Genomic DNA, 13,674 nt, shown 5'->3' with positions numbered 1-13,674 from the left:
AATGCAGCACGGCATCTCCCGCCGGACGCTCGGCCGTTCGGCCATCGGCATGATTGGAACCTTCGCGGTGCTGAGGCATCCGCGGGGCGAGGAGGCGCTGAAGTTGCGCTGTTCCCTCGACACCGCACCATCGCATGTCCGCAATGTCTCCATCGTGGATTACCTGAAGAAGGTCGAGGACGCCACGGGCGGCAAGGTCGTGGGCGAGGTCTTCCATTCAGGCCAGCTTTTCGCCGACCTGAACGTCGGCAAGGCGCTGCTGCAGGGTCAGGTGGAAATGGCCGCGCCGGGCGCCTGGACGCAGACCGGCATCGTGCCGGACTGCGACTTCTGTCAGCTTCCGGTCTTCTACGGTCAGAAGATCGAGACAACCGAGCGCGCCGCCGACGGCAAGCCGGGCGCTTATGTAGCCGGCCAGATCGAGACCAAGCTGCGGGTCAAGGTAATCGGCCCGTGGATCGACCTGGGCTTCCAGAACTATTACTCCACCCGAAAGCCATTGACATCGACGGACGATCTGAAGGGCCTGAAGATCCGCAGTCCGGGCGGTGCCGGGATTAGTTGGCGGATCAGCTTCTTCGGCGGCATTCCAAACACTACGGCTTGGCCGAACGTGCCGTTGGCGTTGTCGCAGGGCACCTTCGATGGCTTTGTTTCGACCAACGAAAGCTGTGCGACGGCGAAGCTTTGGGAAGCCGGCGTCAAGCATTCGTATCAGGATCACCAGTATGTCGGTCAGTACATGCCAATGATCAGCAAGGCGTTCTGGTCAAAGCTGACCGCCGACCAGCAGACGATCATGACCGACATCTGGGCCCGCAACATTGGCGCCTACCGCGCCAACGCGCTGGCGGCGCAGACGCGTGCGCGGCAGATGATGGAGCAGAACGGCGTCAGCTTCAGCGATCCGTCCCCGGAGCAACTGGCCGCCAATCGCAAGCTGCTGCAGGCCGACGTTGCCTCCTTGATCCGTGCCACGAAACTGTCGCCCGAGTTGGTGCGCCTGTCGGAAGACTCGGTGAACGGAACCGCCTGAACGTGGCGGAGCGGGCGGATACCATCTGGGACCGGATCGAGCGCGGGCTGGTCGGCATTCTTGGCGCGCTGGCCATGATTGTCGGCCTGGTGCAGGTTCTCGGGCGGTATTTCTTCCCGGCGCTGGCGATCTCCTGGGCCGAGGAGGTGATCGTCTACCTGATCGTCTGGGCGGTGATGATCGTCTCCAGCCAACTGGTCCGCACCGACGGCCATGTGCGGCCCGACCTGGTTCTGCGGCTGGTACCGTCTTCCGGCCAACGCTGGCTGGAGGCCTTCAACTGCGTCGTGGCGCTGGCGTTCTCCGCCGGCATGGTCTGGTACGGTTGGGAGATCGTCGACACCTCGCTGCTGCTAGACGAGCGCAGTTCCAGCGGATTGCAATTCCCGATGTGGATCTACTACAGCGCGCTGCCGGCCGGCGGGGCGCTGATGACGATGCGCTACCTGATCCGGCTGTTTCGCTACCTGTTCCGCTTCAACCCGGCCACCATGACGGTCGGCCATGTCCCCTCGCACGAGTTGCCCACGAACCTCGGCGACCTGGCGAACCGCTGAGTCATGGGAACGCTGCTGTTCCTGGTGCTGTTCTTTGGTTTGTTGTCGGCCGGCATGCCGATTTTCCTGGTTCTTGGGGCCTGCGCCGGCGTGCTGTACGTCGTGTCGGATCAGCCGCTGATCGGCGTGGCGCAGGTGATCATCGATCATCTGAACTCCTCCACGCTGATGTCGCTGCCGCTGTTCGTCATGGCGGCGGCATTCATGCGCCAGGGCGGGGTGGCGAAGGCGCTGGTGGATGTTTCGGCGGCATGGCTGGGCGGCATCCGAGGGTCATTGGGGCTGGTGACGGTGGTCGCCTGCACGCTGTTCGCGGCGATCTGCGGGTCATCCGTGGCGACGGCGCTGGCGATGGGGACAATCCTGCTGCCGGCGATGATCGAGAAGGGCTATCCGCGGTCGTTCGCGCTGGGCGTGATCGGCGCGTCCGGCACCATCGGAATCGTCGTTCCCCCTAGCCTGGCGCTGATCCTGTACGGCATCGTGGCGGAGCAGTCGGTGCCGCGGCTGTTCCTGGCCGGCATCCTGCCCGGCCTGCTGCAGGCGGCGGCCTTCTTCGCCTGGGTCTGGTACGACGCAAGGCGGCGCAACTTCCCGAAGGAGCCGGCGCTGCCCCTGGCCGAGCGCCTGCGCGTCAGCGTGCGCGCGCTGCCGGCGCTGCTGGTGCCGGTGGTGGTGCTGGTCGGCATCTATGGCGGCTTTGTTACCGTCACCGAGGCCGCTGCCATCGCCGCGGCCGTGGCGCTTCTGGTCAGCCTGGTCTTCTACCGCGGCTTCCGCTTCAGCCAGACCCTGTCGGTGATCGCCGACGCCCTGCGCAGCGCCGGCACGATCATGCTGATCGTCGCCACCGCGCTGGCGTTCGGCCACTGGATGACGGAATCCGGCGTGCCGGCGCAGCTTGTCACCTGGACCTTGGCGCATCACCTGGCGACCTGGCAATTCCTGCTTGCCGTCAATATTCTTCTGTTGCTTCTGGGCTGTTTCCTGGAGGTTGTGGCGGCGCTGCTGCTGATCATCCCGATCCTCGCCCCGGCGCTGCAGCCGCTCGGCGTCGATCCGATCCATTTCTCCATCATCTTCACGCACAACATGGAGATCGCGCTGATCCACCCGCCTGTCGGGCTGAACCTGTATGTGCTGTCCACCATCTCCGACGCGCCGATCGGCGAAGTGATCCGGGGCATCCTGCCGTTCCTGGTGCTGCTGCTGATCGTACTGGGGATCATTACATACGTGCCGGCGCTGACGATGTGGCTGCCGCAGTATGTTTACGGCGGGTGACGCCGAGCACTTCTGATAAGCACCGTAGTCACGCATCCATTCCAGGAACAACGGCAGGGCTTCCGTTGCATAATCCTTGCCCCAGCCACTCCGGCCCAGGATATAGACAAGCAGCGGGTCGGCTGCATCGGCGGGGTCGAAAACGCCCATCCGTCCGACAAAGCCGCCCGCGTCCTCCGTAGCTACGTCGCTCCCACTGCCTAACCGCTCCCGCTACGCGATCATGTACATCTGCAGCGGAAGGCACCGGCCCTTCGTGAAGAAAACGCGTCACTTCCGTATCTTGTGCCAGGGCGAGAAGCGCGTGTGATCGGTAGCACATAGAGAGCACAACGTGAGCCGTGATGACCGAAGCACGACAACGGGTGCAGTTCCACCTTACGAGCATACTCGTGTCACACTCTGTCCACAAACTTTGCACCGAGCACGGCCATAACTCCGGACGGAGTTCAGGCGGTTTCCTTGGTGCCCGAGGTCGCACAGGGTGGCTGTCCACCAAACCAACGGTTGGCGGACACCCGGCAGGTCCGCTCTCGACCCAGAACAGACATGCAGCGCACCAAATCGTGGTGGTCGATCTCTCCGCTGGTCGAGGGCTGCAGCGAGGTGTATTGTGGCTTTCGTCGCGCCCCCTTGATCCTTTGATCGGGTCGCGCGCCTGATGCCGCCAGTCGCTTCCGATGCGTTCCGGCCACGTCTCAGCCTGCCAATTCAATATAACCTGACCGGCTCGACGGAGGATCTATCATGGCCGACGCCCAATGCCTTTGCGGTGCCCTTAAGCTTAAGTCGCAAGAACCGTCAAAACTGACTGTCGCATGCCATTGCTTCGCCTGCCAGAGACGGACCGGTAGTCTATTCAGCGTCGGGGCATTCTATGCGATCGACACTGTCGAGATTTCTGGTGCCGCCACAGAATTTGTCCACGTTGGCGATAGCGGTCGTAGGGTGCGTATTTATTTTTGCCCAACGTGCGGTTCGACAACCTATTGGAAGCCCGACGCGCTGCCATCAATGATCGGCGTAGCCGTTGGTGCGTTGGCCGCTCCTGACTTTCCAGCCCCAGTGTTATCGATATTCGAGCGGTCGAAACATCATTGGGTGCAATTTGACGGAGAGGTCGAACATTTTCACGAAGGCGCAATGCGAAAATATTCGCCTGACCTAACGAGAGGGTCCGATTCTCGTTGATCGCAGCGTCTGCTCACCATCAGATTCGGCCCCTGCTGCTGACCGGTGCAGCACAAAATGCCAGTCCGTCAAACGACCGGATACCGTTGGCGAATTCGGTGTTGGCTGTTTGTTCACAGCGCCACTGGTTCCGCGAACCCCGCTTTGCCGGCATTGAGGACGGGTCTCCCCAGCTTTCTGACGCACGTCGTGCCGGGTCCAGCGAATTCGCCAACGGTATCCTGTCCGAAAACTGGGGACTGCGCTTGCCAATGCGGACATGATGATTGACGGACGGGAAAACGGATAGGCTGGTCACGATGCACGCCTCTCGCCAGCGAGCCTTCCGCAGGATCGGGAGTCCGCTTGGGCTCGGAACCATCCATGCCGCGTCGGGATTTACCGATTAGCAGCCAGTCCAAAACAAGGCCACCTCGCAACGCGGCAAATTCTTGTGCCGTGGGCTAGCGACGATCAGGCGCCAAGGCGGCGCCATCTTCCGGCCACAGGTGCTTTGGATACCGCCCGCGCATGTCCCGCCGCGCGTCCGTCCAGGCGCCTTTCCAGAACCCCACCAGATCCGCGGTCACCGCGATCGGCCGGCCGGCTGGGGACAGCAGCGCCAGTCGCAGCGGAACAAGGCCGCCGGCCAATCTCGGCGTCGTCGCCATGCCGTAGAAGGCCTGCGCCTTCGCCGAGGCCAAAGGCGGCGCTGCGGTGTAGTCGATCGCGGCGCGTCCGTCTGGCAGGGTCAGATGGGTCGGCAGGTCGCGGTCCAGTCGCGAGGCCAGTTCCCACGACAGGCGCCCGCGCAGGATGGCGTGCAGGTCCAGCCGTTGCAGGTCGGACAGCCGCATCAGGCCAGCGAGGTAGGGCGGAAGCCAGTCCTGAATGCACGCGATCAGCGCCGAATCGCTTAGGTCCGGCCAGTCTGCTTCGGGTTCGATCCCCCGCATCAGCGCGACCCGCGCCTGAAGCTGCCGGCACGTGTCGGTCCACGGCAGTGCCCGCAACTGGCTGGCGGCGATGGCGGTGGCGAGCGTTTCGGCGACATGGGCCGGATCGACGGCCTCGGTTCGGTCGGACAGGATCAAGCTGCCCAGCCGCCGACGACGACGGGCTAGCACGGCTCCCGAACCGGGATCAAATCCGGTTTCAACCTGCTCGGTCACCCGTGCCGCCAGGGTTGCGGGCAGCACATCGGGATCTAGCCTGGCGGCAAGCTTGATACGGGAGGATGCCTTCAGTTCGAGCGAGGCCACCACCAGCAACCCGGCCTTGGCGAGCGGGTCGGTCACCGGCAGGCGGGCGCCGCCGCCACCGGACAGGCGGAACGATCCTGGTTCACCCCGACGCTGGGCAATCCGATCCGGAAAGGCGGCGGCGAGAAGCACGGCCGGATCGCCGGCGGCGCGGGCATCCGACGAGATTCGCATCCGGCGGCGGTACTGACCGGCGGCTCTGCGGATGCGCGACAAGGCGCCTCGATCGGCATCCGGATCGCCCTGCGCGATGGCGGCGATGCGAGTGGCGATGTCGGCTACTGCCGCCGGGCTTCGCAACGGGTCGCGTTCCTCCAGCAGGGCGGCGAGGTCGGCGGCAAGCGCGGCTTCATCCGCGGTGGCGGCGGCGTGCATCATGGCAGCCAGACGAGGATGTGCGCCGATCCGTGTCATCTCACGGCCAGCCGACGTGATGCGGTCCTGGCTGTCCAGCGCGCCCAGGTCCTTCAACAGCGCCGCACCGGCGGCCAGTGCGCCGGCCGGCGGTTTGTCCAGAAAAGCCAGATCGGCCGGCGCGGTGCCCCAGGCGGCGCAGTCCAGCACCATGGCGGACAGTTCGGCTTCCAGGATTTCCGGCCGGTCATGGGCGGGCAGGCCCCGATGCAGCGCCTGTGACCAGACACGCAGGGCGACACCCGGTGCCTCCCGTCCCGCTCGACCGGCCCGCTGATCCGCCGCGGCGCGGGAAATGCGGGTCGTGGCCAGCCGGGTCAGGCCGGTGGAGGGGTCCAGCCGCGGCGTGCGGCGCCAGCCGCCATCAACCACGATGCGCACACCGGGAACAGTCAGGGATGTTTCAGCGATGGATGTGGCAAGCACGATGCGACGGCCGTCGGCCGGGCGCAGCGCGTGGTCCTGTTCGGCCGGCGGCAGGTCACCATGCAGCGGCAGCACCAGCGCGCCGCACCCGTCCAGCGCCGACTGGGTTCGACGGATCTCCGCCATGCCTGGGAGGAAGGCCAGAATGTCGCCGTCATGCCTGTCCAGCGCGCTGCGGATGGCGCGGGCAACGGCATCCGGCAGGTCGCGAGGATTGGCGACGTCGCGCGGCAGGTGTTCCACGGCGATTGGGAACATGCGGCCGGCGCTTTCGATGACCGCGGCGTTCATCAGGCCGGACAGGCGCGCACCATCGGCGGTGGCGGACATCGCCAGCAGCCGCAGGTCCGGGCGCAGGACGCGTTGCAGGTCAAGGCATAGCGCCAGTGCCAGGTCCGATTCCAGGGAACGCTCGTGGATCTCGTCCAGGATGACGGCGGCGATGCCGTCCAGGCCGGGATCCGATTGCAGGCGGCGGAGCAGCAGGCCCTCGGTGATCACCTCGACGCGGGTTTCGGCGGAGGCGGCACCATCCAGGCGAGTGCGGTAGCCGACGGTCTGGCCAACCGTCTGCTTCATCAGCGACGCCATGCGGGTCGCCGCGGCGCGGGTGGCCAGGCGGCGGGGTTCCAACATCAGGATGCGGTTGTCGCCGCGCCACGGTGCGTCGAGCAGGGCAAGCGGCACCAAGGTGGTCTTGCCGGCACCAGGTGGGGCGACAAGCACCGCATTACGGCCTGCATCGAGAGCAGCGAGCAGCGCGGGAAGAACGTCGGTAATGGGAATGTCGAGCACAGCCACGGGTTGATAGACCGTGCAGGGATCGCCGGCTATCGGACGGAGTGAGTCAGGCCGTGCTATTCGCCAAATCGAGGTGCCGTTCAATGCGCTCCATTCGCAGGTCCATCCGGTCAACACGGCGGTTGAGCGCGACCAAATGCTCCTCCACGTTGATCACGCGGACCTTCAAATCGCCCAGATCATCGATCATACGATTAAGTTTGGCGTCAACCTGACGCATGAACCGAAGAACAAGACTATCCGGGCCGTCACTCAGTCGATGTCTCCTGCCGCTAATATCGCCCGGATAAGCGGGCGTTTCAAGAATGACCTCGCTGATCCGGCGGCCTGATGGCGCAACCCGGCCGGCCACGTCATACTGAGCGCATGCCATATTCCAGGGCCGCCATGAGTTTCCACTCGCTTTATCGCCACGGCTTCGCCCGTGTCGCCGCCTGCACGACCCGCACCGCGCTGGCCGATCCGGCAACGAATGCGCAGACTATCCTGCGCATGGCACAGGACTGCGACCGGCAGGCCGTGGCGCTGGCAGTGTTTCCGGAACTCGGCCTGTCCGGCTACGCCATCAGCGACCTGCTGCAACAGACTACCTTGCTGGACGCGGTGGAGACTGCCATCGACACCCTGGTTGCCGGCTCGGTGGACCTGATGCCGCTGCTGCTGGTCGGCGCGCCGCTCAGGCACCTGGGCGCGCTCTACAATTGCGCCCTGGCCATCCATCGTGGACAGTTGCTCGGCGTGGTGCCGAAAATCCACCTGCCGAACTACCGCGAGTTCTACGAGACCCGGCACTTCGTCAGCGGCGACGGCACCGACGGCGGCGCGATCACCCTAGGCGGACACACCGTCCCGTTCGGCACCGACCTGCTGTTCGAGGCATACGACCTGCGCGGCCTGGTTGTCCATGCCGAAATCTGCGAGGACGTTTGGGTGCCGAACCCGCCGAGCGGGGAGGCTGCGGTGGCCGGGGCGACGGTGCTGGCAAACCTGTCGGCCAGCAACATCACCATCGGCAAGGCGGAGACGCGGCGGCTGCTGTGCCGGTCGCAGTCGGCGCGCTGTATCGCGGCCTATCTGTACGCGGCGGCGGGCGCCGGCGAATCGACCACGGATCTGGCCTGGGATGGTCAGGCCTCGGTGTTCGAGAACGGCAACACCTTGGCCGAGACCGAACGGTTTCCCGTGGCGGATCAGGCGGCCGTCGCCGATATCGATCTCGACATGCTGGCACAGGAACGCTTGCAGATGGGGTCGTTCGACACCAATCGCCGCCGTCATGCCCGCGCCTTCCGCCGCATCGCCTTCGCACTGCTGCCTCCGGCCGGCGATGCCGGCTTTCGCCGGCGCCTGGAACGTTTCCCGTTCGTGCCGGCCGACGTCACGCGGCTGGAGCAGGATTGTTACGAGGCATACAACATCCAGGTGTTCGGTCTGGCGCAGCGGATGCGGGCGACCGGCCTGAAGCGCGTGGTGATTGGGATATCGGGAGGACTGGACTCGACTCAGGCGCTGCTGGTCTGCGCCCAGGCGTTCGACCTGCTGGGCCTGCCGCGCGCTGACATCCTTGCCTATACGATGCCGGGGTTCGCTACCTCCGGCCATACGAAAACCAATGCCTGGCGCTTGATGAAGTCGCTGGGGGTGACCGGCCAGGAACTCGACATCAAGCCCGCGGCGAAACAGATGCTGACGGATCTGGGGCATCCTTTTGCCACCGGCAAGTCGGTCTACGACATCACCTTCGAGAACGTGCAGGCCGGGCTGCGTACTGACTACCTGTTCCGCCTGGCAAACCATCAGGGTGGCATCGTGATCGGCACCGGAGACCTGTCGGAACTGGCGCTGGGTTGGTGCACCTATGGCGTCGGCGATCAGATGGCGCACTACAACGTCAATGCCGGGGTGCCGAAAACGCTGATCCAGCATCTGATCCGCTGGATCATCGGGACGAAACGCTTCGACGATGATGTGCTGCTGACGCTCGACGCGATCGTTTCGACTGAAATCTCTCCCGAACTCGTGCCGGTGTCCGTGGGCGAAACGCCGCAGAGTACCGAGGCCAAGATCGGGCCTTATGCGCTGCAGGATTTCACCTTGTTCCACATCCTTCGCTACGGCTTTCAGCCATCGAAAATCGCCTTCATGGCGCTGCATGCCTGGCAGGATCCGGCGCGTGGCGACTGGCCGCCGCATTTCAACGCGGATCGTCGCGTTGGCTACGACCTGAAGCAGATCCGCCACTGGATGGGCGTTTTCCTGACCCGCTTCTTCGCCTTCAGCCAGTTCAAGCGCAGCGCCATGCCGAACGGGCCGAAAGTCTCGGCGGGCGGGTCGTTGTCGCCCAGGGGCGACTGGCGGGCGCCATCCGACGGCAACGCCGCCGCCTGGCTGGCGGAGCTTGAACGCAACGTTCCCGAGGAATAGCGGGTTCATGCGGCATTATGGCCTGCTGGTCCTTGCCGGGCTGCTCGCCGGGACGATGAACGCCGTTGCCGGCGGCGGGTCATTCGTTGGATTTCCGGCAATGGTGTTCGCCGGGCTGCCGCCGATCGCGGCAAATGCCACCAGCACGGTCGCGCTGTTCCCCGGGACCGTCGCCAGTACGTGGGCTTACCGCGCCGACCTGACGGGTATTGCCGGCATCAGCCTGAAGGTTCTGCTGCCGATCAGCCTCGCGGGCGGCCTGGTCGGCGCGATCCTGCTGCTTGTCACGCCGGGCGGGGCGTTCGACTTGGTGATCCCCTGGCTGCTGCTGCTCGCGACCCTGACCTTCGCCGGCGGTCGGCGGCTTGGCGAGTGGCTGCGCCGCTACGCGCGGATCGGGCGCGGGCCACTGTTGGTGATCCAGTTCATCTTGTCGATCTATGGCGGCTATTTCGGCGGCGCGATTGGGCTGATGATGATGGCCGTCTGGACCCTGCTGAATGGGGCGGAACTGAAGGCATTCGCGCCGGTGCGGACGCTGCTGGTCAGCGCGGCCAATGGGATGGCGGTGTTGTGCTTCCTGGCGGCCGGCGTGGTGCGGTTGCCGGAGATGCTGGCGATGATGTTGTCCGCCGTCGCCGGCGGCTATTATGGCGCCCGCTTCGCTCGCCATTTACCCCCGAATGTGCTGCGGGTATTTGTGGTCTTGCTAAGCGCCGTGGTGACGACAGGGTTTTTCCTGCGCAAATATTGAGCGTCCAGCCACACGGCATTTTGGGCGTGCATTTGCCCGGTCAGCGAGCTGACGGCCTGAAAGCGTGGCTGGAAGCATCGAGTTCCTTAGACGATGCCATGGTTGGCGAAGCTGGCGTTGCCAAGGCCGGTTCCAATGGTCAGAATACCCCAGCGCTGGATATCCTTCATCCAAGGGACCTCGCTCAGTCCTTGGATAACGGCATCGTTGTGGAGCATTACGCTTGTAGGCTGACCAGCGATCTGCGGCACTGCCTGGATGATGCACCGTGACAGGTTGAACTCAGGACTCTGCCAGTTGCCTGGCAGGTTCTGGGCGCCACGTTCAATCCCGCCGTCCTTCCGGACCACACCCGGACAGCCGATCCCGATAAATGGCGCCAGATGCAGCTTATCATTCTCGGCACGTCGGATTAGGGTATCAAGCATGCCGCACAAGCCAGCCACCGCGTCGTCGCGCGTTGGCGAGTCATTCTGATGCCGCCATATCCTGACGCCCATCACGCGAGCAGCGCACAGGTCGGGCGCTTCCTTCAGGTTCAGCTCGACCAGGCCGACCCGCATGTTGGTACCGCCGATATCGACAGCCAGCAAGCTGTCGTGACCCGCCAGCATCCATGATGGAACAAGATGCGCGGCGCCCATCAGACCGGCTTCGTCGGGATGGTGCTTGATCGGCCGAAGTTCGACCTTCTGCCCTCTTGATTTGAGCAGGACGGAGGCGCGGCCAATGGCTATCTCGCCGGTCCGGCTGGCACGCATGCCGCCGCCAACGGCAATGCGCTGAACGCCGCGCCAGCCGGCCGTGCGTAGCAGGCGCTGCGCGATCATCGCCAACTCGGTCGCAAAGTCCTCGACCGCTCCGAGTAGCAGGCCGGCCGCTTCCGGCTCGCCTTTGGCCAGCGCCTTGTCGAGTGCCTTCTTCCCGATAGCCTCGGTTGACACGTCCCCGAGCGGATCTTCGTGCTGCGTTCGCAGTCGGTCTCGCCACTCTTCAAGAATGGATTGGAAACCGCGCTTGCTGGCGCGGTCGCCGATGAAGCCGTCCTTGTCCCTCAGTTCCGCATTGTAGGCGCATACTTCAACGGCGGGCAGGTCGGCACGACCGTGCATCAGGCCGCCGATGTTGCGATCGTCTTGCGCGAAGCGGGTGTCACGCGTGCCGCCGCCGGTCATCTGGTGTGCCCCGTCGCCGCCCAACCGCGGTTACAGTTCGGCGAGGACGGCTTCCGCCTTGCTGACCTCGAAGCCGCCAGGCGCTTCGACGCCAAGATGCGTCACCTTGCCATTCTCCGCCACCAAGGCATAACGTTGGCTGCGCCAGCCCATGCCGCGGGCGTTCAGGTCCATCTCCAGGCCAATCGCCTTGGCGAAGGCGGCGGCGCCGTCAGCCAGCATGGTGATCTTGTCGCCTGTGCCTGAAGCCTTGCCCCAGGCGTCCATCACGAAGACGTCGTTGACGGCAATACAGGCAATGGTATCGACACCCTTGGCCTTCAGCGCATCGGCGTTCTGCACAAAGCCGGGCAGATGCTTGGCGCTGCAGGTGGGGGTGAAGGCACCCGGCACCGCGAACAGCACCACTTTCTTGCCCTTGAAGATCTCGTCCGTGGAGGTTTCCTTCGGGCCCTCCGCCGTCGCGACCATCAGCTTCATGGATGGAATCGTGTCGCCAACCTTGATTGTCATGAATATCTTGCTCCCAAAAAGGGCTTCATACAGGTCTGCCGTGGCATGACAGGCCGCGACTCCTAGCCCTCCCGCCGCCGGAAGTCACCCCCGCACCCATGGCCGCGTCGGGATCTTGCCGCCGCGCGGACTGAACCAGGGATTGAGCTTGTGCGACGTGAAGAAAGCCTGGATGGCAGATGTTGTCGCAGCCAGCCGAGCGCTGCCGGCCGTCGCTGGAGCAGGCGTGCAGGTCAAACGGCTTTTATGAAAACCAGTCACCGGGTTGTGCCGATTGTACGGCAAAGCCGCGGAGTGAGAAAATCCAGTTTGCCGTGACCTGTTGACGACGTGACGCTTTGCCATTGAAAGGTCCTGCACGATTATCTCCGGCGACATCAGTTTCAAAGGGACGTGGCCATGAGCCTTCGAGGAAAAGTCGCGTTGGTGACCGGATCGACCAGCGGGATCGGGTTGGGCATCGCGCGAAGCCTGGCCGCGGCAGGGGCGGACATCATGCTGAACGGCTTCGGCGACACCGGCCAGATCGAGGCGATGCGCGCTGGCCTGGAAAAGGATCATGGCGTGAAGGTTGGCCATGACGGCGCGGACATCGGCAAGCCCGACCAGATCGCCGCGATGGTGGCTGCCACGCACCAAGCCATGGGTTCGCTGGACATCCTGGTCAACAACGCCGGCATCCAGTTCACCGCGAACATCGAGGACTTTCCCAGCGAGCGCTGGGACCAGATCATCGCCATCAATCTGTCCGGCGTGTTCTTCGGCATGAAGGCGGCGATCCCCGGGATGCAGGCGAAAGGCTGGGGAAGGATCATCAACATCGCCTCGGCGCATGGCCTGGTCGCCAGCCCGCAGAAGGTTGCCTATGTCGCGGCCAAGCATGGCGTGGTCGGAATGACCAAGGTCGCCGCGATTGAACTCGCCAATGCCGGGGTGACCGTGAACGCGATCTGCCCTGGCTGGGTACTCACCCCGCTGGTGGAAAAGCAGTTGCACGATCGCGCTACGCGGCATGGTTCGGCGATCGATACGGAATCCCACGCGGTGCTTGCCGAAAAACAGCCGATGACGCGGTTTTCCACGCCAGAGCAAATTGGCGCGCTGGCCGTCTTTCTATGCTCCGATGCCGCAAGCACCATGACCGGCGCACCATTATCAATCGACGGCGGCTGGGTCGCGCAGTGAATCAGCGGCGACTTATTTTGCTTCCTGGGAAAGCCTGTCGCCGTGTAGAACACTGTCGTTTCGGTTCGATGGAGTTCTCATGCCGATGCTGGAAACTGCGCGCTTCGCCGCGATGATGACAAGATCGGCCGATCTGAAGCGCCGCATTGGCAACGAACTGGCCGATACGGTTGTGCAGGTTGTGGATGTCTGTGAAACCAGCCTGCGCGGTGGCGGCAAGCTGATGTTCTGCGGCAACGGGGGATCCGCCGCCGACAGCCAGCATCTGGCAACCGAGATGCTGATCCGGCTGCGCCCAAAAACCGAGCGTCAGTCGATCGCCGCCCTGGCGCTGACGCTGGATGCCGCCGCGCTAACCGGCTGCGGGAACGACTACGGCTACGACCGCGTGTTCGAGCGTCCGCTGCGCGGCCTGGGCCGGCGTGGCGACGTGCTGTTCGGGATCACCACCTCCGGCCGTTCGGTCAATGTGATCCGCGCCTTGGAAGCAGCGCGAGACATGGAAATCTCCACGATTGGCCTTCTGGGCGGAACCGGGGAGCCGGCGTCGAGCCAGTGCGACCTGGCCTTGGTGGTGCCGGACACGGAGACCGCCCGCGTTCAGGAATGTCACATCGCCCTGGGTCATGCCGTCCTCGAACTGCTTGAGGATCGTCTCATCGCTCGGCCATAT

General features: G+C 64.4%; 12 protein-coding genes (1 of these 12 cut by a window edge). 8 read left to right on the top strand and 4 right to left on the bottom strand.

Annotated features, from left to right (window positions below; all coding sequences use genetic code 11):
• Position 1 precedes the first annotated feature (1 nt).
• The 4 genes from dctP to ACQY4S_RS08860 all read left to right on the top strand — a co-directional run bounded on the left by dctP (position 2) and on the right by ACQY4S_RS08860 (position 4,068).
• A complete protein-coding gene (dctP, locus tag ACQY4S_RS08875) occupies positions 2-1,036 on the top strand; it encodes a TRAP transporter substrate-binding protein DctP (RefSeq protein ID WP_428484841.1) in 1,035 nt (344 codons plus the stop codon).
• A gap of 2 nt (positions 1,037-1,038) precedes the next feature.
• Positions 1,039-1,593 (top strand): TRAP transporter small permease, encoded by a 555-nt coding sequence (locus tag ACQY4S_RS08870; RefSeq protein WP_428484840.1) that lies wholly within the window; start codon positions 1,039-1,041, stop codon positions 1,591-1,593.
• 3 nt (positions 1,594-1,596) lie between these two features.
• Positions 1,597-2,877 carry a TRAP transporter large permease gene (locus ACQY4S_RS08865; protein WP_428484839.1) on the top strand — a complete coding sequence of 427 codons (1,281 nt, stop codon included), beginning with the start codon at positions 1,597-1,599 and terminating at the stop codon, positions 2,875-2,877.
• Positions 2,878-3,624: 747 nt separating this feature from the next.
• A complete protein-coding gene (locus ACQY4S_RS08860) occupies positions 3,625-4,068 on the top strand; it encodes a GFA family protein (protein WP_428484838.1) in 444 nt (147 codons plus the stop codon).
• Between the two features lie 443 nt (positions 4,069-4,511).
• Here the strand turns inward: ACQY4S_RS08860 and hrpB are convergent, their stop codons facing one another.
• Both hrpB and ACQY4S_RS08850 read right to left on the bottom strand, forming a co-directional pair.
• Positions 4,512-6,944: an ATP-dependent helicase HrpB gene (gene hrpB / locus ACQY4S_RS08855; protein ID WP_428484837.1), complete on the bottom strand. Its 2,433-nt coding sequence runs from the start codon at positions 6,942-6,944 to the stop codon at positions 4,512-4,514.
• A 52-nt stretch (positions 6,945-6,996) separates the two neighbouring features.
• Positions 6,997-7,323, bottom strand: a complete 327-nt coding sequence (locus tag ACQY4S_RS08850) for a hypothetical protein (RefSeq protein ID WP_428484836.1) — start codon at positions 7,321-7,323, stop codon at positions 6,997-6,999.
• Between the two features lie 14 nt (positions 7,324-7,337).
• On the opposite strand from ACQY4S_RS08850, the gene ACQY4S_RS08845 reads away from it, so the two are divergent.
• Entirely contained in the window at positions 7,338-9,374 is a 2,037-nt protein-coding gene (locus ACQY4S_RS08845; RefSeq protein WP_428484835.1) for an NAD(+) synthase, read from the top strand.
• Positions 9,375-9,381: 7 nt separating this feature from the next.
• Positions 9,382-10,128: a sulfite exporter TauE/SafE family protein gene (locus ACQY4S_RS08840; protein WP_428484834.1), complete on the top strand. Its 747-nt coding sequence runs from the start codon at positions 9,382-9,384 to the stop codon at positions 10,126-10,128.
• 86 nt (positions 10,129-10,214) lie between these two features.
• Here the strand turns inward: ACQY4S_RS08840 and ACQY4S_RS08835 are convergent, their stop codons facing one another.
• On the bottom strand, positions 10,215-11,303 hold the full coding sequence (locus tag ACQY4S_RS08835) for a hypothetical protein (protein ID WP_428484833.1): 1,089 nt from the start codon (positions 11,301-11,303) through the stop codon (positions 10,215-10,217).
• Positions 11,304-11,333: 30 nt separating this feature from the next.
• Complete coding sequence (locus tag ACQY4S_RS08830) at positions 11,334-11,816, bottom strand: peroxiredoxin (protein WP_428484832.1); 483 nt, start codon at positions 11,814-11,816, stop codon at positions 11,334-11,336.
• A 399-nt stretch (positions 11,817-12,215) separates the two neighbouring features.
• Here ACQY4S_RS08830 and ACQY4S_RS08825 point away from each other — a divergent pair, with 399 nt between their 5' ends.
• Both ACQY4S_RS08825 and ACQY4S_RS08820 read left to right on the top strand, forming a co-directional pair.
• Positions 12,216-13,001 carry a 3-hydroxybutyrate dehydrogenase gene (locus ACQY4S_RS08825; RefSeq protein ID WP_428484831.1) on the top strand — a complete coding sequence of 262 codons (786 nt, stop codon included), beginning with the start codon at positions 12,216-12,218 and terminating at the stop codon, positions 12,999-13,001.
• Positions 13,002-13,086: 85 nt separating this feature from the next.
• Positions 13,087-13,674, top strand: partial view of a D-sedoheptulose-7-phosphate isomerase gene (locus ACQY4S_RS08820; RefSeq protein WP_428484830.1) — the 5' portion only. 6 nt of this gene lie beyond the right edge of the window; 588 of the gene's 594 nt are visible here — the first part of the coding sequence; its start codon is at positions 13,087-13,089; the stop codon falls past the right edge of the window.

The sequence above is a fragment of the Rhodopila sp. genome (assembly GCF_965276935.1).
Classification (GTDB): Bacteria; Pseudomonadota; Alphaproteobacteria; order Acetobacterales; family Acetobacteraceae; genus Rhodopila.
Note: the sequence above shows the minus strand (reverse complement) of the source record. Positions and strands in the feature narration are given on the sequence as shown.